The 22176-nt window shown below is 52.4% G+C and carries 15 protein-coding genes and 1 pseudogene; 3 read left to right on the top strand and 13 right to left on the bottom strand.

The annotated features are described in order from the left end of the window. The 10 genes and pseudogenes from FCL42_RS14990 to prfB form a co-directional block, all read right to left on the bottom strand. Positions 1-179 (bottom strand): annotated as a pseudogene (locus FCL42_RS14990) (helix-turn-helix domain-containing protein); the annotation flags it as partial. A gap of 130 nt (positions 180-309) precedes the next feature. Beyond that, complete coding sequence (locus FCL42_RS14995; RefSeq protein WP_136864244.1) at positions 310-1269, bottom strand: formate dehydrogenase subunit gamma; 960 nt, start codon at positions 1267-1269, stop codon at positions 310-312. A gap of 55 nt (positions 1270-1324) precedes the next feature. Continuing rightward, entirely contained in the window at positions 1325-1918 is a 594-nt protein-coding gene (locus FCL42_RS15000) for a TorD/DmsD family molecular chaperone (RefSeq protein WP_136864245.1), read from the bottom strand. After that, entirely contained in the window at positions 1915-2463 is a 549-nt protein-coding gene (locus FCL42_RS15005) for a 4Fe-4S dicluster domain-containing protein (protein ID WP_136864246.1), read from the bottom strand. Before FCL42_RS15005 ends, FCL42_RS15000 begins: the two co-directional genes overlap by 4 nt. A gap of 10 nt (positions 2464-2473) precedes the next feature. Further along, positions 2474-4678, bottom strand: a complete 2205-nt coding sequence (locus tag FCL42_RS15010) for a molybdopterin-containing oxidoreductase family protein (RefSeq protein ID WP_136864339.1) — start codon at positions 4676-4678, stop codon at positions 2474-2476. A 185-nt stretch (positions 4679-4863) separates the two neighbouring features. Further along, complete coding sequence (locus FCL42_RS15015; RefSeq protein WP_136864247.1) at positions 4864-6327, bottom strand: disulfide bond formation protein B; 1464 nt, start codon at positions 6325-6327, stop codon at positions 4864-4866. 263 nt (positions 6328-6590) lie between these two features. After that, on the bottom strand, positions 6591-7553 hold the full coding sequence (locus FCL42_RS15020) for a LysR family transcriptional regulator (protein ID WP_136864248.1): 963 nt from the start codon (positions 7551-7553) through the stop codon (positions 6591-6593). Between the two features lie 282 nt (positions 7554-7835). Continuing rightward, entirely contained in the window at positions 7836-9092 is a 1257-nt protein-coding gene (locus FCL42_RS15025; protein WP_136864249.1) for a dicarboxylate/amino acid:cation symporter, read from the bottom strand. A gap of 711 nt (positions 9093-9803) precedes the next feature. Then, positions 9804-11306 carry a lysine--tRNA ligase gene (gene lysS / locus FCL42_RS15030; RefSeq protein WP_136864250.1) on the bottom strand — a complete coding sequence of 501 codons (1503 nt, stop codon included), beginning with the start codon at positions 11304-11306 and terminating at the stop codon, positions 9804-9806. 72 nt (positions 11307-11378) lie between these two features. After that, positions 11379-12477, bottom strand: a protein-coding gene (prfB, locus tag FCL42_RS15035; protein ID WP_136864251.1) for a peptide chain release factor 2 whose coding sequence is annotated in 2 segments (ribosomal slippage) — positions 11379-12401 and positions 12403-12477 — 1098 coding nt in all. Because the reading frame shifts where the segments join, the coding sequence is not laid out codon by codon here. 218 nt (positions 12478-12695) lie between these two features. Here prfB and FCL42_RS15040 point away from each other — a divergent pair. Then, positions 12696-14075 carry a Na+/H+ antiporter NhaC family protein gene (locus FCL42_RS15040; protein ID WP_136864252.1) on the top strand — a complete coding sequence of 460 codons (1380 nt, stop codon included), beginning with the start codon at positions 12696-12698 and terminating at the stop codon, positions 14073-14075. Here the strand turns inward: FCL42_RS15040 and recJ are convergent. From recJ to xerD, 3 genes are all read right to left on the bottom strand, one after another. Beyond that, a complete protein-coding gene (recJ, locus tag FCL42_RS15045; RefSeq protein WP_136864253.1) occupies positions 14072-15799 on the bottom strand; it encodes a single-stranded-DNA-specific exonuclease RecJ in 1728 nt (575 codons plus the stop codon). The genes FCL42_RS15040 and recJ overlap by 4 nt on opposite strands. Positions 15800-15875: 76 nt before the next feature. Next, entirely contained in the window at positions 15876-16592 is a 717-nt protein-coding gene (gene dsbC, locus FCL42_RS15050) for a bifunctional protein-disulfide isomerase/oxidoreductase DsbC (RefSeq protein WP_136864254.1), read from the bottom strand. A 73-nt stretch (positions 16593-16665) separates the two neighbouring features. Beyond that, positions 16666-17589 (bottom strand): site-specific tyrosine recombinase XerD, encoded by a 924-nt coding sequence (xerD, locus tag FCL42_RS15055; RefSeq protein WP_229359879.1) that lies wholly within the window; start codon positions 17587-17589, stop codon positions 16666-16668. Between the two features lie 97 nt (positions 17590-17686). Between xerD and FCL42_RS15060 the strand changes: the two genes are divergently transcribed. Together FCL42_RS15060 and FCL42_RS15065 are read left to right on the top strand one after the other, a co-directional pair. Further along, a complete protein-coding gene (locus FCL42_RS15060; protein WP_136864255.1) occupies positions 17687-18883 on the top strand; it encodes an efflux RND transporter periplasmic adaptor subunit in 1197 nt (398 codons plus the stop codon). A 1-nt stretch (position 18884) separates the two neighbouring features. Continuing rightward, the gene (locus FCL42_RS15065) at positions 18885-22013 is read left to right on the top strand and encodes an efflux RND transporter permease subunit (RefSeq protein ID WP_136864341.1); all 3129 of its coding nucleotides are present in this window, start codon (positions 18885-18887) and stop codon (positions 22011-22013) included. The last annotated feature ends 163 nt before the right edge of the window (positions 22014-22176 follow it).

Genomic DNA, 22176 nt, shown 5'->3' on the forward strand with positions numbered 1-22176 from the left:
TGACGACCGTGCTTTCGGAGCCAAACCAACACGGTACTTCTTCCTTGGATACCGTACCGCTTTTGTGCCTGTTTGTATGTCATTTCGCCTTTTTCTACCTGTTCAACCACAGATAATTTAAAGGCCAATGGGTAATCACGCTGCGAGCGTCTGCGTCGCTTGGGCTCTACCTTTTCCATAATAGGTCTCCAATGTGTAAACCTATTTCAGGACGGGTCAGAGAGAACAAAAAAAGCCGAAGGTCTCCCTTCGGCTTTATACAAAATCGCTAATCTGTGGGCCGCCGAGCAAGGAACCAGCCCACCATCATCAACGCTTTTGCACCTCTTCGAACCACAGGTTGTGGTGTTGCTTGGCCCAGTTCTCGTCACACTTACCGGTCACCATGCACTCCATGCCACCTTCCGACATCACGGTGGCCATAAAGATGTGAACCACGGCAAAGGCACCCAGAATGACCGCACACACTAAGTGCAGCAGCAAGCTGAGGTTGGCTGCGTCCTTGGTTTCCACCAATGAAGGAAACATCATCACCAGTCCTGAACCAACAATGATGGCGCCGCCAATGGCAAAGGTCCAGAACCACAGTTTCTCACCGGCGTTAGCGAAACCTGCGTCTGGGTGCTGCCCTTTGAAGCTGCCAAAGTTTAGGTAACCACCGGCCTTGCCAAACCAAGCCAGATCACAAGATTCAGGCATCTGCTTAGGCATCCATTTGATCACCATCACTAGCCAGCCAACAATGAATGGCCACGCCATCATGTCATGCAAAGACACACTGGAGTTGATCACGCCAATCCAATGACTGGCGCCCATATTCGGTTCCAACAGGAAGCGTCCGGTGCCCATGATTAGGCCGGTCGCAATCAGGAACAAACAGGCGATGCCACCGAGCCAATGAACAAAGATGTCCATGCCACTCCAGCGATCCACCTTGTTACCGGAGAAGCCGCCGGCCAACTTGGATTTGCCGTTAAGCACAACAAACAGGCTTAAGACGGCGATCATGCCGAAGAACGAATAGGTCAGCATCCCAGACCAAAACGTGGCCGGTGCCAGCGCATCCAGATAGTTTGGTGCAACGACCGGGTCGATCACAGGCAGCTCTGGTGAGATTGGCATACCGCGAAACTCTGGAATATCGCCAGCAATTGCAATCTCTTCAATAGGTTGCCACTGCTGCGGCTGAAGTTCACCGGAAGCAGCCATCGCCTTGGCGGCGAATGCGGTGAGCAGCATACACTGCAATAACACCATCATGCGTTTCATTTTCTGTCCTTAAGTCTCCCAAGAGACCTGTTGTTGGGGAGCGAACTCCCCAGCATTAATGGGTAAAGCGGGTCGCAATAAAGCGCCCTAATGACAGAGCGTACTGGCGCCAGAACTCAAGCTGGGCCTGTTGCGCCATGCCATCAACAAACTCTTGGTACCAAGTCCCTAGGTGGGCAGCGAAGAACTCTTGAGCCAGTGCGTTAATGTCGGCCACGGTGGCATCGTTTCCCTTGGCGGCGTGTTCATGAGCCAACACCTCCAAGCAGTAGAGAAACTCCAGTTCGTTACCGATAAAATCCGCAGGCTCACTTAAGCCCTCATCCACCACCAAGCCGATATGCTGATAAAATTCAGCCACGGCAACGGTTTTGTCGGTATTGATCTGTCGGCCAGTGGCCCGATACACCGATTCATAGGGAGGTACCAGCAAACGAGTAGGACCAATGCACATGCGATTAAAGTCGCACTCAAGCTCCAGCGGATTGTCTTGATGCGCTTTCGCCGCTTCAAGGAGCGCTGGCGCGCCCCCCTGGGCCTCAAAATAAGCTATTAATCGCTCAAGGGACTCTGGGTTTGAAGGCTCAAACAACATGCCTTTGAAGGCGTGAAAGGCCTGCGCGTTTGGCCCGAACTCGGTTTGCATCATGAGCGCTCCTTGATGATCACCATGTTAGGCTTAGTCAGGCAGTCGCCGTAGCCCACCCCCTGCTTGCTGGCTGACGTTTTCTGAGCCAGCACCTGGTTAACGTTGTCAGATTTCAAGCACTGCACCGGGCAACCATCGACACACGCTGGGTTCTTACCCTGATCGATAAGCTCGATGCACATGTTGCACTTGGCCGCCTTACCGTCGGTGTCGATCATCGCCACAGCATCATAAGGACAGGCAGAAACGCACAAGCCGCAACCGGTGCACTTTTCCCTGTCCAGCACCACTAGGCCATCGTGTCTTAAGGTGTACGCCTGAGCTGGACACACCATCAGACACGCTGGATTGCTGCAATGCATGCAGGAGTGGCTTAGCCATACGTCGACGATGCCATCGCCCTTTTGAACCTCATAACGGTCCACTTTACGAAAACGAACGTTTTCCGGCAGTTCGTTGTGGATTTGGCAGGCCACAGTACAAGCACCACAGCCGACACAGTTCTCTTGTCTAAAAACAAATCCACGTTGATGTTGGTTTTGCATCGATTACTCCTTACGCCTTGCTCAGGCCTACACGGGTTGAGTGATAGGCAGAGCAACCGCCCATATCGGTCAACTTGTCGGTGGTCAGGTTGTTGGTACAGCTGTTGAGCCCCTGAGGATCCATGCGACGCCAGTTATTCTTAGGTGCCATGATGGTTCCTGGGACAACCTGGCTGGTCACCTGGGCCACAAAGTAGGCCTCACCACGATGGTTGTTCAGGCGAATCCGGTCGTTGTTCTTAATGCCATATTTCTCGGCATCAACCGGGCTTATCTTGGCGAAGTAAGCTGGGAAGTTACGGATGTACTTCACGTTGTAGAAGGAGCTGTTGGCGCGCTGAGGAATGGCCGGCGACAGCAGTCTGAATGGCAACTCGCGCTCCTCTTTGATCATCTCCTCTTCTGGCAGACCCAGATCGATCACCGGATCGAAGCCAGCCTTCTTCATGTAGTCAGAGTAGAGTTCAATTTTGCCGGACTCGGTAAAGTACTTACCGTCACCGAAGAATGGCTTAGGCACGTTGACGCGCACGAACTTCTCTTTGGCGATCTTCTCGTAAGTGATGCCTTTATAGGCGTAATCATCGGTGTCGAGGAAGTCACGCAGAATGCCTTCATGGTCAACCTGGAATTCAGGATCGTCATAGCCCATGTGGTGAGCCAGTTCCTTAAAGAAGGTCCAGTTGTCTTTGGACTCACCCACAGGCTCAATCACCTTTTCACAGATCTGCTGGTAGTAGCAGTTGTAATCTGGGCAGTAATCATCGGACTCGAACTGGGTTGCCGCGGGCACAATAATGTCGGCCAGCTCGGCGGTGTCGGTCATGATGAAGTCATGAACCACTAGGAACAGATCGTCACGCATCGCCCCTTCTCGGCACGCGTTGGAATCTGGGGCAACCGCCACAAAGTTACCGTTGTAGTTGATCAGCGCATGAATAGGCTTACTTGGCTTGCCGTACGCGGTGGGGTTGGTTGGGTGAATCGCCTTGGCGATCTCAGTCATGTTAATGTGCTGAGCCGTCTTGTAGTTGGTCCGCAGATGGGACGCCGTACCCTTGGCGTAGTTCATGCCATCGTCGGCTTGAACGTTGTCGTAAACAAAGCCGTTTCCGATCTCACCAAAGTTACCGGTAATGGCGTGCATCATGGCGATGGCACGGGACATACGAGCACCGTTGAAGTTACGCTGCATGCCGTAGCCCAGACGCAATACCGACTTAGGCGACTCACCGTAGACTCGAGCAAACTCAAACATCTTCTCTCGAGGCACACCGGTAACCTGCTCGACTTCGTCGTAGCTGATGTCATTCAGACGTTGCAGCAGCTCGTCATAACCTAGGGTGTTTTTAGCGATAAATTCATGATCAACTAGGTCTTTTTCAACCAAGTATTTCATGATACCGGCTGCCAAGTGGGTATCCGTAGACGGCCGAGGTTGCAGCCAAATGTCAGCTTGAGAGGCGATCGGAGTACGAATTGGGTTAACCACCAGTAACTTGGCACCGTTATCCATGGCACGGTGGATGTACTTGATACCGTGGACGTTGGTGGCGGTCTCGTTCTGACCCCAAGCAATGTAGCAGTCGGTCAGAGGGTTATCCTCTGGATCGGGACCACGCCAGGTGCCGGTTACGGATTTCAGGCCCTCGTAAGCCGCAAATACACACACCAGACGATCCAGCTGAGAAGAGCCCAGCTTATGGAAGAAACGACATGGGCCGCCGTACTTACCGATCATCCCTTCGTGTCCGGAATAGGAGTATGGCAGCACCGCCTCTGGGCCATGCTCAGCAATCACCTGCTTGAGTCGGCTGGAGATCTCGGCGTAGGCTTCATCCCAACTGATGCGCTTCCATTTGCCTTCGCCCTTTTTGCCCACACGCTTCATTGGATGCAGGATACGGTCGGCGGCATAGGTGTACTGCACATAGGCATGGCCTTTCACGCAGGGGGAAGTACCGGTTTTTTCCTGCTCTTCCGCGCCGCTGACGTAGGTCATACGACCATCTTGAACGCGAAACTTTAATAAGCAACGGTCGGCACAGTTTCGAGCACAGGTGTGATACTTAATTTCACCATTACGCTTGTCCAACAAGCCCTCATGACTGCCTCGGGTTTTGGCGTTAGCCACACCGGGCGCAAGGCCTGAGAGTGAAGTAAACGCGGTGGTTGCTCCAAGGCCTTGGAGAAACTTACGTCTATCGAGTTTCATCATTATATTACCAACTTATTATGCTTTAGCTAATTCTATTTATTTACTTATTCAGGCCTAAAAATATAGGTGCGATGACGAATCGACTTAAGATGAGGATAAATCAAGGTTAACTAATACCAAGAGGATTAAAGTACCTTCATCACCGCACCAAGACTGAACAATTAATTATCTATTGCTAATTATTAAATCTCATACTGAAACAGCTTATTCACGCCGTTGTCGAATGAAACCAAATTGATTTTATTATCAACTTTTACTAAGCCGTGAGGATTGGCAGGAACTTTAATATTCATTCCTGATTCAATCACACCACTCTTATTATTTAGTACTAGGATCTCTGCGCCACTGTTGCTCAACAGGTAGCTGCGGTCATTGTCGATGCTGATGCCACTGATCATCGGCAGATTGTTCAACCAGCGCTGCTGACTGCCATCAAAGCCCAATGGCTGCTCTTGAGACAACATCATGTCATCCACCGCAAAGCGGGAAGCCACAAGGTTTTCAGTCTGTTCATTCTTAGCGGTAATGCTGACAAACTGAGCCGCTGCTTTATCATAGCCAAAAGCAATGGAGTAGCTGTACTTCGCTCGAACGGTAGCAAACTGACCACGCTCGGATTCACCAATGCCATCGGTGCTTTCATTAAAGCGGCGGTAGTTAAGCTCCCAAGTTTGGCCTTTATCCAGTGTTAGCTTGGCAAACGCCTTGTTGTCGCCCATCACCACCAATTCGCTTGGTGAAGTGAAGCCAACGCCAACCAGAGGCGAGATGTGCAGCATGTACATGCCATCGATGTGCGCCTTGGTCATCACCTTGGTCAGGCTAGCATCTAGGATGTAGACCCACATGTCTTCGGTGGTCACCGCATACAACTTGGCTTTCGGCTGGTAATCGATGCCGGTCACGCGGCTGCTGATCTCCGCTGGTAATGGGATGATATCAGATGCAGAAACCGCTTTACCGCTAAACAGAGGCTGAGTGGCTGCCACCGTATCGTAATCGGGATCCGACACCGCATAAGGACCTCGAGCATCCGGAGCATAGCTTGGCCAATGATCCAGTTCCCAGCTCATGTATTTCGGATTGAATGACACGCGACCAGGGCTGTCTTGACCAACGAATGGAGCAGGGCCGGTCTGAGTAAAGGCTTGGACAATGTTGCCGGCAATCACCGCAAGGAATACGTAAGCCGCAGGCTTAACCAGAGCTTCATTGGCTCGGCGACCAGTCTGAGGTGTACCAAACTTATCACCCAACATCAGCAGCAGCACGGCAACCACCACCAGCACCACTAGGAACACCAACAGTGCCCAAGAATAGGTGTGGGCACCCATGATCTTCACAGAGAAGCCCTGGCCGATGTCGCTAGCAAAGTTAAAGCCGGTGTGTACCGACGCCATATAGGCACCGTAGATCCCGAGGAATACCAGAGCCGCAATGTACTTTGGTTTGATGCCGTAACGCACAATGTAGATGGCGGTAAGAGCCACCAGCACCATGGCGGAACGCTCCTGCCAGCAGAACGCACAAGGGTTGTCCTTCATAATGAAGCCAAACACATAGCAGGCAATGCCCACAGGCAACGCCATAATTACCATGGAGGCAAAGGAGGCGAGTTTATTAAATAGCTCAGTTCGAGAATTCATCATGCTTCCTTAATAGTTTCCCATTGGCATCAAGGTACCCCAAGACATCATTATCCAAACAAAGAAACTTAACCCAATAGAGCCGAATAAAAGCCTATCCGCTAACTTTTCTTTCTCTGGTTTCTTTAAAACGATATAGGCTGCAAAAGCCATAATACAGAAGTTTACAAATTCCACTTAGCACCTCAATTAGGTACAACGAGCCCTTAACGGCTAAATATAATATTTAGCCATCACCATAGATTTATTTATTAGTTTTTAGATTAACGAGCGGCGGCCCTACGCCACTCCTGCTCTAAACCATAAATGAGTTTTGATTTAACCCAATTAAAAGACGCCGAGTTATTAATATCTCCATAGAGAATGTAGTTGCCCACATCTCGCTCACAGCTGCGGCGCTCCCGAATGGTTTGCGCTAGCTCATCAGGCAGACGCACGTAATCCACATCTGGCACCATGTCGACAAACTCGCGAGTAAACTGGTTGCAGCTTAGGGTGATGCTGTTTGAGTTTGCCAACAATCGCATGGCGGTCGCCACGCTGTCGGTATAGCCCGAGACCTCCATTTCACAGCCAATCTCACGACACAGGTTCACCAACAGAGGGCAGGTGAGATCGTTGTAGTTATCCAGCTCCAATAGTGGATAACGACTCAGCGATTCCAGTGTCACCTCCCGATTGAACAAGGGGTGAGTGCGATTGGCCAGAATGTACAGATCGGCGGTTTCCGCAAACATATCCCAATTCAGGTTCTTCCCTTCAAATCCTTCGTAAACCACCATAAAGTCGATGTCACCATTGGCCACCTCTGCGCTGCAGTCGTGGCTAAGGGTACGAATCTCGAACTTCAAGTTTGGGGCTTCAGGCAGAATGTGCTGATTCACCACCTGTTGTACGGCGTAGACAAATTCATCGTAAGCCAAAATGGTGAACTGACCACCGGACTCTAAAGGAGAGAACACAGAATAGTGCTGTTCAATTAAGCGGTACTGATTGACTAGGGTTTTTGCCAACGGAATCAGCTGTTGCGTCTTCTCCGTTGGAATCAACCCGCAGGAACGACGCACAAACAGTGAGTCTTTAAAGATATCCCGTAAGCCCTTCAAAGTACGGCTTACTGCAGAAGCGGTCATCCCTAACTCGTTCGCAGCTTGGTGTCCTTGTCCATGCTTATACACGGCCAAAAGCACTTTAAGTTGATTGTAGTTAAGTTGATCCAGCTTCATGACTCTCATACGCAATAATTGGGGTGCCAAGATAGTCTAACTTTCACAGAAATGTCTCCGTGACCCGCCTCACAATACAAACGAGCGAAATTCAAAGAACATGAACTCACCCCTAAGTTGCAAAATTCGATATTTCCTTATTGTCCTTTCGGCAATCCAGATGTGAGCGAAATCACCCGCCTGCCGTTAACATCCCTGCTTACGTCACCCTTCTAGAATCAGAGTCAAAAAAAAATCCGAGGACTAAGCCTCGGATTTATAAAGTAATTACTCTATTTATATTTAGCTATTCTGAACACTCGCTTGCGCTTCGACCGTATCCGGCTCAGTCTTATCAACGATGGTTACCACTGCGGTATCTCCCACCACATTGGTCGAGGTAATCACCATGTCGATGATGCGGTCCAGAGCCGCCACCAGAGCAAATGCCTCGACAGGCAGGCCCATCTGGTGAATCAGTACCCCAATCATCACCATGCCGCCCCCAGGAACCCCACCGGCACCCACTGACAACAAGAAACACGCCATCACCAGAGCAGGAAGTTGCTCCATGGTAATCGGTGCCCCATAGGCGTTGCCCAAGAAGAACGCCGCGATGGTAATGTAGATGGAGACCCCACTCATGTTCATTGTCGCACCAAGAGGCACACCAAAGCCTGCCGTTGCCTTACTCACACCCAGCTTCTCAACTAGGGTACGCATGGTCACCGGAATGGTGGCGTTTGAACTGGCAGTCGAGAACGAGAACATCATCTGCTCTCGAGTCTTACGGCGAAACTCAGATGCCGTCATGTTGGTGGTCATGCCAACCACAGTTGGGTAGAACACAAACAGCCAGAACACCAGAATCGATAGAATCACCCCAAGGTAGCTCATCACCGACAGGAAAGTGCCTACTTCTAAAGTTGCGCCCAGTTTCAACATCAAACAGAACACACCGTAAGGTGCCAGCCCCATTACCATAGTAATCAAGGTCATCATGATCTTGTTGCCGGTCGCAAATGCCTTGGCGACCCCATCAACCTCTTTACCCAGCTTCTTAATGGCCAAGCCAAGCAACAATGCCATAAAGATCACCTGCAGCATGTTGCCGGAGGCAAAAGCATCAATGGGATTACGTGGCACGATGCCCATGATCAGATCTTTGATGTTTGGTAGCTCCGTGGCCGTAATCTGCGCCGAACTGAACGTCGCTAGGTTGGCGCCCTTACCCGGCTCTAGCAATAGAGCCACGGCTACCGCAGCACTGATGGCGATGGTTGTGTTGGCAATATAAAGCCCAAAAGTTTTGCCACCTAAGCGCCCAAAGCTTTTGAGATCTGGCAACTCACAGATACCGCTGACGATAGAGACAAACACCAACGGCACAACCAGCAGCATGATCAGGTTAACGAACAGCTGCCCGCCCATGCTGGCCAAGCCCACAATGGTTTCGGAGAACAGGGAAACATCAGAGAGAACAAATTGAATCAGCGCACCGATGATAAAGCCGGAAAATAGACCGGTAAAAATGCGCTTTGATAGGTGTGTGGACTGCATAACTCTACCTTGTATACGTAGCATTCCCTCCTTGGCCCGAACACTTCACTCCTTGAAGTTGCGGTTATGGGTTCAGGACTATACGCAGCTGAGCAGTGAATTCCCATTGTTGAGATATTACAAAACAGAGGATTAAACCAACGCAAACGGGGAAACGAGACAGTTCATCTGGTTACCAGTTCACAAAATGGTAGAGATATAGGCTTCACAAAGGTAATTGACCAGCATAACTCACTAAGAGGTGCAGGTTGAATTCTGTGATCTACGCCCACAATGGTGAAAAATCAAACCGCGATCATTGCTCATTCGCTCTCATGGTTGAGGTGAGTCGACTTCAACCCATCGAAACTGAAAGTGAATACCAACCAAAACCACGCGATTGGCAATACGATCTAACCGCCGCAGCCAACCAATGTCGAAGCCCAGCCAACGTCGCTCTGACGAACGTCAGAGTCCAGTGACCTCAACCTTTAATAAGACACTGGCTACCGGCGTGCGCCGGCAATGCGCTTGCAAGTGCAGTAGGTGAAGATAAACCAGCCGTTATCCTCCATTCCTGTCCACGCTTCTCTGACGTACATCAGAGTCCAGTGACCTCAATCTTTAATAAGCCACTGGCTACCGGCGTGCGCCGGCAATGCGTTTGCAGGAGTAACAAACAAAAAAGCCGAGCACTGAGGCTCGGCTTCAATCACTAATTAAACCAAATACTTATTTGGCTTGCGGACGCATCGCTGGGAACAGGATTACGTCGCGGATAGTGTGAGTATTAGTGAACAGCATCGCCAGACGGTCGATACCGATACCCTGACCTGCTGTTGGCGGCAGACCGTGCTCCAGTGCGGTGATGTAGTCACCGTCGTAGAACATCGCTTCATCATCGCCAGCATCTTTAGCATCAACCTGCGCCTTGAAGCGAGCGTCTTGATCTTCAGCATCGTTAAGCTCAGAGAAGCCGTTGGCCACTTCACGACCACCGATGAAGAACTCGAAACGGTCGGTGATGAAGTGGTTGTCATCGTTACGACGCGCCAGTGGCGAGATGTCCGCTGGGTATTCCGTGATGAAGGTCGGCTGAATCAGCTTAGGCTCAGCAGTTTCACCGAAGATCTCCTCCAGCAGCTGGCCGCAGGTCCAGAAGCTTTCCACTTCCACGCCCACAGACTTAGCGATGGCTGCCATGTGGTCACGATCTTGAACCTTATCGTAATCCAGCGCCTGAATGTCAGCGTGATCCGGGTTGTAGTGCTTGATTGCGCCCAGCATGCTCATGCGGGCGTAGGTGCCACCAAACTCAACCGTCTCGTCGCCGTAAGGCATGGAAGAGCTACCCAGAACCTCGATGGCCACGGTGCGCAACATGTCTTCGGTCAGATCCATCAGATCGTTGTAGTCTGCGTACGCCATGTAGAATTCCATCATGGTGAACTCAGGGTTGTGACGCGGAGACAGACCTTCGTTACGGAAGTTACGGTTGATCTCAAACACGCGATCGAAACCACCAACCACAAGGCGCTTCAAGTACAGCTCAGGAGCAATACGCAGGAACATCTCTTGGTCCAGCGCATTGTGGTGAGTGATGAATGGACGCGCAGAGGCACCACCTGGGATCACCTGCATCATTGGGGTTTCCACTTCCATGAAGTCTTTAGACTCCATGTAACGGCGGATAGCCGCAACCAGCTTAGAGCGGATCTTAAAGGCGTTGCGAGAATCTTCGTTGACGATCAGATCCACGTAACGCTGACGGTAGCGCTGCTCTTGGTCGGTCAGACCGTGGAACTTCTCAGGCAATGGACGCAGTGCTTTGGTCAGCAACTGGTATTCACCCATATCCACATACAGGTCGCCTTTGCCAGACAGGTGCAGCTGACCTTTGATACCGATGATGTCACCGATGTCCAGGCCACCCATCTTCTTCAGCTCTTTCTGAACGTCTTTAGACGCGTAACCCTGAATGCGGCCTTCTACGTCTTGAATCGCCAGGAATGGACCACGCTTAGCCATGATACGGCCAGCAATGGATACCACATGGCCTAGCTCTTCCAGCTCCTCTTTGGTTTTGTCACCAAATTCCGCCTGCAATTCAGCAGACTTATGAGTTGGACGCCAGGTGTTTGGATGGCCATTGGCCGCGCAGTTTTCACGAATGCCGTCCAGCTTAGCGCGGCGCTCGGCAATCAACTTGTTTTCGTCTTGAACTTGTTCAGTCATTCTCTCTAATTCCTATTTCTAAGCCAGCCAGGCCAGCTATCAGCGCTGTCGTATGTGAAGCCACAGCTTGCACTACAGGCCGGATTTCAGGCTGGCTTCGATAAATCGATCCAGGTCGCCATCCAATACTTGCTGGGTGTTACGATTTTCAACACCGGTACGCAGATCTTTAATGCGGGAGTCATCCAGAACATAGGAACGGATCTGGCTGCCCCAACCGATGTCAGACTTAGCGTCTTCGGCGGCTTGCTTCTCGGCGTTCTGTTTCAGCATCTCGTGCTCAAACAGCTTCGCTCGCAGCTGCTTCATCGCTTGGTCTTTGTTCTTGTGCTGAGAACGTTCGTTCTGACACTGCACCACGATGTTGGTCGGCATGTGGGTAATACGTACCGCCGATTCCGTGGTGTTTACGTGCTGACCACCGGCGCCGGAAGCGCGGTATACGTCAATACGCAAATCAGACGGATTGATCTCGATGTCGATGTTGTCATCCACTTCTGGGTAGGCAAACGCCGACGAGAACGAGGTGTGACGACGACCACCGGAATCAAACGGCGACTTACGCACCAAACGGTGCACGCCAGTCTCTGTGCGCAGCCAACCAAAGGCATACTCACCAGAGAATTTAACGGTCGCAGATTTCAAACCCGCCACGTCACCTTCGGACACTTCGATGATCTCAGTCTTAAAGCCTTTGGCTTCACCCCAGCGCAGGTACATACGCAGCAGCATGTTGCACCAATCTTGAGCTTCAGTACCGCCGGAGCCAGCCTGCAGATCCAGATAGGCATCATTGGCATCCTGCGGGCCAGAGAACATACGGCGGAACTCCAGTTTCGCCAGACGGGCTTCCAGAGTTTCCAGCTCAACGCCGGTCTCATCGAAGCTGTCCTGATCGCCCTCTTCCACTGCCAACTCCAGCAGCTCAGCGACATCTTCCAGACCTTGGTCTAGATCATCGATGGTTTTCACCACCTCTTCTAGGGCGCCGCGCTCACGGCCAAGACCTTGAGCTCGCTCGGGTTCATTCCAAACGTCAGGCTGTTCCAGCTCAGCGTTTACCTCTTCTAGACGCTCTTTCTTGGCGTCATAGTCAAAGGTACCCCCTAAGGAGATCTGTCCGCTCAGACAACTCCTTAATTTTGTTTTGTACTGGATTGATTTCGAACATCTCGATCCTACAAATTGGTGACAGTATGCAAACGGGGAATTTTAACGTAATTGCCCAGAAATCGCACCTAGCCCGTGCGGTTTTCTTGCAACAATCTTAGGGGTAATGGGGCTTTGGGGACGAATCGAGCCAGTAACCGGAGAAATTGACCACTTCACTGGTAAATCAACGCCCGAAAGGTCACCATAAAGCGAATTCGACTCGAGCATAGAAAGCCCATGATTTCCAACGACCTACTAAGCGTCATTCCGGTTTTACTCACCATCTCCATGGCCTTGTTGCTGCGTAAAACTCTGGTCGCCTTAGGTCTGGGTATCCTATCCGCCGCCTTAATTCTGCATTGGGGTGAGCCGCTTCAGGCGGCAGCTTACATTTTCGAAAACGCCGCCGGGCAGTTGATTCAGGGTGAGGCGCTGAAGATGTGGCACCTGAATGTGATGGCCACCATCGCCCTACTTGGGGTGCTCACCCAGCTGCTGTATCAAAGTGGTGCCGTTGAACAGTTTGCCTTAAGTTTGCACCAACGGATCAAGAGCGGCCGTCAGGCTCGTCTGGCGATCATCGCCCTAGGCTGGTTGCTGTTTATTGATGGCATTTTTAGTTGTCTGGCCAACGGCAATGTTAGCCGCCCTCTCGCCAAACGCTATGGCATCTCCAGTCCACAACTGGCCTATCTGGTTGATAGCACCGCATCGCCGCTTTGCGCCATCTTGCCGTTCTCCAGTTGGGGCCCCTATGTGATGACGCTGCTTGCGGGAATCACCTTTCTTCCGGTGACGCCACTATCGGCATTTCTCAGTATTGCCAGCACCAATTTTTACGCCATTGCCACTTTGGTCATCGCTTTTCTGGTGGCTTGGACTGGCTGGAGATTCACGCCTGTCGAGGCCGAGGTCTCAAATGGTGAGTCTGAAATCAGCGCCAGCGTCTGGCCACTGGGGTTGCCCATCGCCATCATCACCTTGGGCAGCTTGCTACTGGCCCTCGCCAACGGCTACCTCAGCACCAACGAATCTGGTGTATTAGCTTGGTTTGCTGCCGCCGACATCGGTGCAGCCATGCGTAATGCCTGCCTTATTGCGGTATTAGTGGCGATGCGCCCCTACCTGAAGTTGGGCATCGGTGGATTGGACAAAACACTGTCCCATGGACTCATGAAGGTGGCACCGGCGCTGGCCATTTTAATGATGACTTGGATGATTGGCACCGCCATTGGCGATCTAAAGACAGGGAAGGTGATGGCTCAGTGGGCGGCGGAGTTTCTGTCACCGCAACTGCTGCTCCCTGGCATGTTTCTGCTCTGCGCGGTGACCGCCTTCGCCACCGGTTCCAGTTGGGGCACCTTCGCCCTGATGCTCCCCATCGGCGCCGAGATCGCTTGGCAGCTAAACTCTGAGCTATTGTTGGTGGCGCTGAGCGCGGTGATGGCCGGTTCAGTATTTGGCGATCACTGCTCGCCCATCTCCGACACCACGGTATTAGCAGCCACATCCAGTGGCTGCCAACCGGTGGAGCACGTACAAACCCAGCTGTCACTGGCAATCACCGGCGCGCTGGTTGCCCTTATCGGCTTTAGTACGGTCAATCTGCTCCACTAAGCGGGACGAATAAGCTCCACCATCAGCTGAACACTGTCATTACCGCGCCAGTGATTGACGTCGAGCTTGTACGCCAGCTCGACCCATTGAATAGCAGCGTTAGGCCATTGTTTCAGGTCAACGTTGAAGGCGATGGCATCCAACTGCACGGTGCCACAGGGAGATTCCACCACCATTTTCAGATGTTTTTGGCCAACCAAACGCTGATCCAATAGCTTAAAATGACCATCGAACAGCGGCTCAGGGAACCCTTGACCCCATGGGCCGCCGTGGCGCAATAGCTGGGCCGTCTTTAGCGTCAGCTCGCTGCCACTGAGCTCACCATCACTAAGAAGTTGGCCGGTCAGTTGAGATTCATCCAACATCTGATGCACCGCATCATCATAGGCCTTTTCGAACTGCTCAAAACACTCGGCTTTGAGGCTGAGTCCCGCCGCCATGGCGTGACCACCATATTTGATGATCATTCCTGGGTGCTGAGTATCCACTCGCTCCAGCAGATCCCGCATATGTAGGCCAGGAATTGAACGTGCGGATCCCTTAAGCTCGCCTTTTCCCGCATCGGCAAAAGCGATAACCGGTCGGTGGTACTTCTCTTTAATACGAGACGCCAGAATGCCAATCACCCCTTGGTGCCAATCTGCTTGAAACAGGGCTACGCCCCAAGGCAGGTCCTGAGCCGAGAGCTGCAGCGATTCCAGAGTGCGAACCGCCTCCTCTTGCATGTCCGCCTCAATCTCTCGACGTTCGGCATTGAGGTTATCCAACCGACTTGCGAGCTGGCGAGCACTGATGAAATCATCCGCCAGCAGACACTCGATGCCTAAGGACATATCCTCAAGTCGTCCAGCGGCATTCAAACGGGGACCAACGGCAAAGCCGAGATCCGAGGCCACCATCCGCTGCGCCGGGCGATTGGCCACCTCAAGTAGAGCGGTAATGCCTGGGCGACAGCGACCAGCACGAATGCGATTGAGCCCCTGCGCCACCAACAGACGATTATTGGCATCCAGTGGCACCACATCGGCCACGGTTCCCAGCGCCACGATATCAAGCAAGTTAGCCATATTGGGCATCGGCAGATTATTGGCTTCAAACCAACCCCGCTGACGCAATTCGCCCCGCAGGGCCAACATCAAGTAAAACGCCACCCCAACACCTGCCATGGCTTTGGAGGCGAATTCACACCCAGGCTGCACCGGATTAACGATGGCATCGGCCTCAGGCAAGGTCGCGCCCGGCAAGTGGTGATCCGTTACCACCACGGTCATGCCCGCGGTTTTGGCGGCCTCCACACCCGCATGAGCCGAGATGCCATTGTCCACGGTCAACAACACTTTGGCACCCATCTGCTCTGCCACTTCCACCAATTCCGGACTCAAGCCATACCCAAAATCGAAGCGATTGGGTACCAAATAGTCCACTTTCTGCGCCCCCAGCATTCGCAGTGCCAATAAACTCAGCGCGCTGGAGGTGGCACCGTCAGCATCAAAATCGCCCACAATCAAAATCGGCAACTGTTGAGCTAAAGCGTCCGCCAAGATAACCGCCGCTTGCTGCGCGCCCTTAAGCGAATTCGGGTTAAGCAGCCCCTTAAGCTCTTGGGTTAATTCCAGATCACTGAGTACTCCGCGGCGCGCGTAGATCTGCTTGAGCAACGGTGGCAAGGATTCGGAAAGGTGGCGGTCATCGACCTGGGGACGGCGTAGAATCTGGGTTTGCATAGAACTCGGCTTAGGATTGAGCAAAATAAAAGCGAGCCTAAGCTCGCTTTTTTGAATCAGGCTTGAGGGAACAAGCTTAACGGCTACCTAGCTGCATCTGCAAGCGCTCTGCAGGAACGTAGCCCGGAACCAAGGTACCGTCTTCCAGCACCATCGCTGGAGTACCATTTACGCCAAAGAGATTACCCAATTGATAATGCTCTGCAATGGCCTTGGCTTTGTCACAGCTGTCGTTAGTGAGCTTTTCACCGGCTTTAGCATCACCCATGGCAGCCTTAGGATCGGCGGCACACCAAAGCTTCTCCATCTGAGCCCAAGCCGCACTGCGCTCACCACCACGAGGGAAAGCTAGGTAGCGGATGGTGATACCCGCATCCAGATAATTCTGCATCTCGTTGTGCAGCTTGCGGCAGTAACCGCAGCTGATGTCAGTAAACACCGTCACCACGTGCTTTTCATTAGGAGCTTTAAACTCAATGGCACTGCCTTTGACTTTCTCCAATGCCGCTACACGCATGCCGTTCATGCGAGTTTCGGTCAGGTTCTTCATTGAATCGTTAATGTCGTAGATCTGGCCGTGCACCAATTTGCTGCCATCTTCAGAGACGTAAAACAGGCCTTGAGGTGTGACTACCTCATACAGGCCAGCCACTGGAGATGGGCTGATGTCAGCCTCGGTCACTTCAAAACCGACTTTGCTCTTTAGGACAGAGATCACCTCTTTCTCGCCGGCCTGAGCGCCAGTGGCGATCATGGTCAAAGCTGCCAGCAGGGTAACCATTTTAGTTTTCATATTCGGACTCCGTTATGCCTCAGCAGTTAAGACCGAGGATTGAGGCAAGAAATTACAGGATGCGTGCAACTTATTAAACCCCGTTTGTTTCTCTAGGGTGATGTTGCTCATGGATTTTTTGTAACCTGGCTTGTGCAACGTGGGTGTAGATCTGAGTTGTCGACAGGTCGCTGTGTCCTAATAGTAGCTGTACCACTCGCAGATCGGCGCCGTGGTTAAGCAGGTGAGTGGCAAAGGCGTGGCGCAATGTGTGGGCAGAGATATCAAGGCTGATACCGGCTCTAAGTGCGTAAAGTTTAATGCGGTGCCAAAAGGTCTGCCGCTGCATCATCAACCCTCGCTTACTGGGAAACAGCACGTCGGAGTTTACGCCAGACAACAGCTGCGGCCGGGAGAGAGACAGGTATTTCAGCATCAATGCCATCGCCGGTTCACCCATAGGAACCAAACGCTCTTTGCCGCCCTTACCCACGATGCGCACCACCCCTTGACGCAAACTGACCTGATCCAGCTCAAGACTCACCAGTTCAGACACCCGCAACCCAGTGGCGTATAGCAGCTCCAACATGGCGGCATCTCGAAGCTCAAGGGTATCCTCCTGATTGGGCTCAGACAGCAGGCGTTCCACTTGCTCTTCGGAGATCGTTTTTGGAATCGGTTTGGGCAATTTTGGCTGCTTGATGGTGGCCATGGGGTCGTCCTCGCGCAGCTTATTGGCCAAACAATCCCGATAGAAGGCTCTAAGCGCACTTAAACAGCGCGCCGTGCTGGTTTTGGCCAGCTGCTGCTCCTGTCGCTGTGCAAGGTACTGCTTAATGTGCTCGGTGGTGGCATCAGGCAACGGAACCTGCTTGGGCAGTAAAAATTCCCCAAAGCGCAACAGATCGCTGCGATAGGCATCAAGGCTGTGCTGTGATACCCCGCGCTCCGCCCAGAAACGATCAAGAAACTGCTCTATTTGTTGAAGATTCTTCTTAAGCAGTGGATCAGCTAACAACTGTCAAACCCCTTTACAATTAACCGATGACGATAAAACCAACATTCTGTTAACCTTGCATCCTATTAATAGAATGACTCAGACAAGGAACGCAACCATGTCGGTTTGGATACGCCGCCTCCTACCTATCATCATCATACTGGGTTTGGTGACCTTCTTAATGATAATTATCATCGCCAATGCTCCCCAGCCAGAAGAGAAACAACAGGTTACCCCATTGCCTTTGGTTGAAGTGCGCGAAATCAAGAGCGACAACATCACCTTAGAGCTCAAATCCTACGGAGTGGTTCAACCTCGACATCAAACTCAATTGGTCGCCGAGGTTCGTGGTCGTATTGTCGAACTCAACCCTAACTTCATCGCCGGTGGTTCAGTAAAGCAGGGACAGATCTTGGCCCGCATTGAGCCTGCAGATTATCAAGCGGATCTGATGCAAGCGGAGGCGGGTTTGGCTCAGGCTCAAGCCGCCCTTGAAGAGGAGATTGCTCGCGGTAAGGTTGCAGAGAAAGAGTGGAAAGGCGTTGTTGACGGTGTTGCCCCAGAGCTGGGATTGCGCAAACCACAGCTGGCCCAGCAGCAAGCGCTGCTTCGCTCCGCCCAAGCTGACTTGGCTCGCGCCAAACGAAACCTAGAGCGCACCATCATTCGCGCCCCCTTTGACGGCTTGATCAAATCCCGCGACGTCGATTTAGGCCAGTTTGTTAGCACCGGCACCAATATGGGCGAACTTCTGGGTACCGACATCGCAGAGGTCCGGCTGCCCCTGAGCGTGCAGCAGTTCCAGTTTATTGATAACCCTGACACCCCAACGGCTAAGGTCGAACTGCTGCAAACCACGGCCATTGATCCCCAGCAGTGGAACGCCAAGTTAGTGCGCTCCGAGCAGGTAATCGATGCCCAAAGCCGGATGATCTACTTGGTGGCAGAGCTCAAAGATCCCTACAACCTAAGCCAAGATGCCGATCGCACCCCGCTGAAATTTGGCAGCTTCGTTAACGCCAAAATCGAAGGGCGCACCCTGAAAGATATTATCCGTCTACCCAGCCACAGCGTTAGGGACGGTAAGGTGATGATGATCGATGCCGACAACAAGGTGCAGCACCGCGACGTGCAGGTGGTTCACCGCGATCTGGATTCGGTGTACGTGCGCGGCGACATCCACCGAGGCGAACGTATCTCTCTCACGGCACTAAACAGCTATCAGGGCGGCTCCGAAGTTCGGATTATGGGGGAACCGTCTCAAATTCAGCCATCCGGTGGTGCCATGACTGCTGAGGTGGACACCAATGAATAAGATCGACACAAAATCCGGCATCATCGCTTGGTTTGCGCGCAACAGCGTCGCTGCCAATCTGTTGATGTTCGGGCTTATCATCGGCGGCCTGTTCTCCGCATTCACCATCAATAAAGAGGTCTTTCCCCGCTTTGAACTTAACCTTCTGAATGTGCACGTTGGTTACCCAGGTGGTGCGCCTCAGGAGATTGAAGAGGGGATCACCATCAAAATTGAAGAGGCGATCAAAGACGTTCAAGGAATCAAAAAGGTCACCTCCATTGCCTCAGACTCTACCGGCACCGTTACCATCGAGGTGGATGATGACGCCGATCCGGCGGAGGTGCTTAACGAAGTCAAACTTCGGGTGGACACCATCTCTACCTTTCCCGCCAGCATCGAACAGCCAGAGGTTTACCGCATCCGCCCAGAGCAGGACGTAATCTGGCTCTCCATCTACGGCGATGCCCCCCTCACAGAGCTGAAAGAGTTGGCGAAAACCATCCGCGACCAGATGACCGCCCTGCCTTCGGTAAGTCGAGCCAATGTGGTTGGCGCACCGAGTTACGAGATCAGCATCGAAGTCACCGAAGACAAACTGCGTGAATATGGACTGAGCTTCGAGCAGGTCGCCCAAGCGGTGCAGCGCAACTCATTGGATCTCCCAGCAGGCTCCATCCGTACCGACAGTGGCGACATTCTGCTGAGAACCAAAGGGCAGTCCTACACTCAGGAAGATTTCGATAAGATTCTAATTCTCACCCGCAACGACGGTACCCGAGTCACTTTGGGCGACGTGGCTCACATCAAAGATGAATTCGTCGAGGGGCTGCGTTATACCCGCTTTAACGGCAAACCTTCGGTGTTTGTCTCCATCAAAAGTGTCGGAGAGCAAAACGCACTGGCGATCTCCCAACAGGTGAGAGACAAGGTGGCGGAGCTCAAACAAACTCTGCCCGAAGCCATTGAGATTGAGCATTGGGGTGACTCCACCTTCTACCTCAAAGGCCGCCTCAATATGATGTTAGAAAACATGGCCATGGGCGCCCTGTTGGTATTCATCATCTTGGCTCTGTTCCTCGAATTCAAAGTGGCGTTTTGGGTGATGATGGGTCTGCCTGTCTGCTTCCTAGGCGCACTATTCCTGATGCCGTCGGTGGGAATGAGCATCAACCTATTGAGCTTATTCGCCTTTATTTTGGTGCTCGGCATCGTGGTGGACGACGCCATTGTCATTGGCGAGTCCGCCTACTCAGAGATTGAAAAACATGGCCACACCACAGACAACGTTGTGGCCGGCGCCAAACGGGTGGCGATGCCAGCCACCTTTGGGGTACTCACCACCATCGCCGCTTTTGTGCCGATGTTGCTGGTGTCGGGCCCATTCGGCGTAATCTGGAAAACCATCGGCTTTGTGGTGATCCTCTGTTTGGCGTTTTCATTGGTGGAGTCCAAGTGGATTCTCCCCGCTCACCTTGCTCACGCCAAATTGCAAACTAATAAGCGTCGCTCCTGGCTAAGCCAAAGGCAGCACCGTTTTAACCTCTGGGTTCGTGAACGCATAGAACACACCTACAAGCCCGCTCTGGAACTGTGTATCGAGCGACGTTACACCGTACTCACCACCTTCATCAGCGGACTGGTGCTGGTGGGCGCCATGATGGGCACTGGGCACATTCGCTTTGTGTTCTTCCCAGATATCCCATCTGACTTCATGCAAGCCAGCATCACCATGGAGCAAGGCACCTCTGAAACCAGTACCCTAAATGCCCTTAAGCACATGGAAATCGAACTGGAAAAGCTGGAGACGCAGTGGGAACAGGAGTTTGGAGAACGCATGACCAAACAGGTGCTTGTTGATCTGGACTCTCGAGACTCGGGCAGCTTCTTCATTGAGCTGACTAAGGGTGAAGAGCGCATGCTCGACACCCACCAGATCGCCAACCTATGGCGCGATGCCATCGGCGATCTTCCCGGAGTTAAATCACTGCAACTGGATACCGGCACCGGCGGTGACGGCGGCGCGGACATCGCCTTCCGCCTGCAAGGGGTCAACATGGAAGACCTGTCTTTGGCAGCCACAGAGCTCAAGCAGCACCTGCAGCAATATCAAGGCTTGTATGACATCAACGACAACTACAGCAGCGGCTCACAAGAACTGCGTCTGGCCATCAAGCCGGAAGCAGAGGCGTTGGGATTAACTCTGTCGGATCTGGCTCGCCAAGTGCGCTACGGCTTTTATGGCTACGAAGCTCAGCGAATGCTGCGCAACAAAGAGGAGGTCAAGGTGATGGTGCGCTATCCACTAAATGAGCGCCAATCCCAAGGCCATCTTGAAAACATGCGCATTCGTACCCCATCAGGCGTTGAAGTGCCATTCTCTGCCGTGGCTGAAATTGAGATGGCCGATAGCTACAGCGCCATTACCCGAACCAATGGTCAACGAGCCATCACCATCACAGCCCGCGCCGACAAAGACGTGGTTGAGCCAGGAAAGGTCGCCAATGAGGTCAACACCGAGTTTATGCCAGATCTGCTCGCCAACTACCCAGGGGTCAGCTCTGAGCTTGACGGTGCCAGCGCCGAGGAGAGCAGCGCCCTGATCAGCCTAGCTCAAGGGGCCGTATTGGCACTGTTCGTGATTTTTGCCCTGATGGCGATTCCCCTGAAATCCTACAGCCAGCCACTTATCATCATGTCGGTAATTCCATTTGGCATGATTGGCGCAGCCCTTGGTCACTACATTCAGGGCATCAGCCTCAATGTACTGAGCCTGTGTGGCATCATCGCCCTAGCTGGGGTGGTAGTAAACGACTCCCTTATCATGGTGGATTTCGTCAACCAGGCTCGCCGAGCTGGTCATCGCATGAAAGACGCGGTAATCAGTGCCGGTACTCAGCGTTTTCGCGCCATTGTGCTGACATCATTAACCACCTTCTTAGGGCTGGTGCCAATTCTGCTGGAGAAGAGCCTACAAGCCAAAATCGTGATTCCAATGGCGACATCACTGGCGTTCGGTATTCTATTCTCCACCTTGGTAACTCTTATTCTGGTGCCCTGTCTGTATTTGGTGCTTGAAGACATCAAACGCTTCTTCGTCTGGTGGTGGAAGCCTCAAAGCAGTGCCAAAACCACGGAGCAGCCGCACTAGTCAGTCAACGGCGACACACAACGCAAAAGGGGCCTGTTGGCCCCTTTTATTTATCTCCATTACCCAGCTCAATTTGCAGCCTCAGCCCCCCTCAACTAGCCTTTACTATTAAATCATCAAGGAATTCAAGGTGTCCTCTAAGTTATGGTCACCTTCACTGGGA

Origin of the sequence: Ferrimonas aestuarii, assembly GCF_005116665.1 — a bacterium.
GTDB lineage: Bacteria > Pseudomonadota > Gammaproteobacteria > Enterobacterales > Shewanellaceae > Ferrimonas > Ferrimonas aestuarii.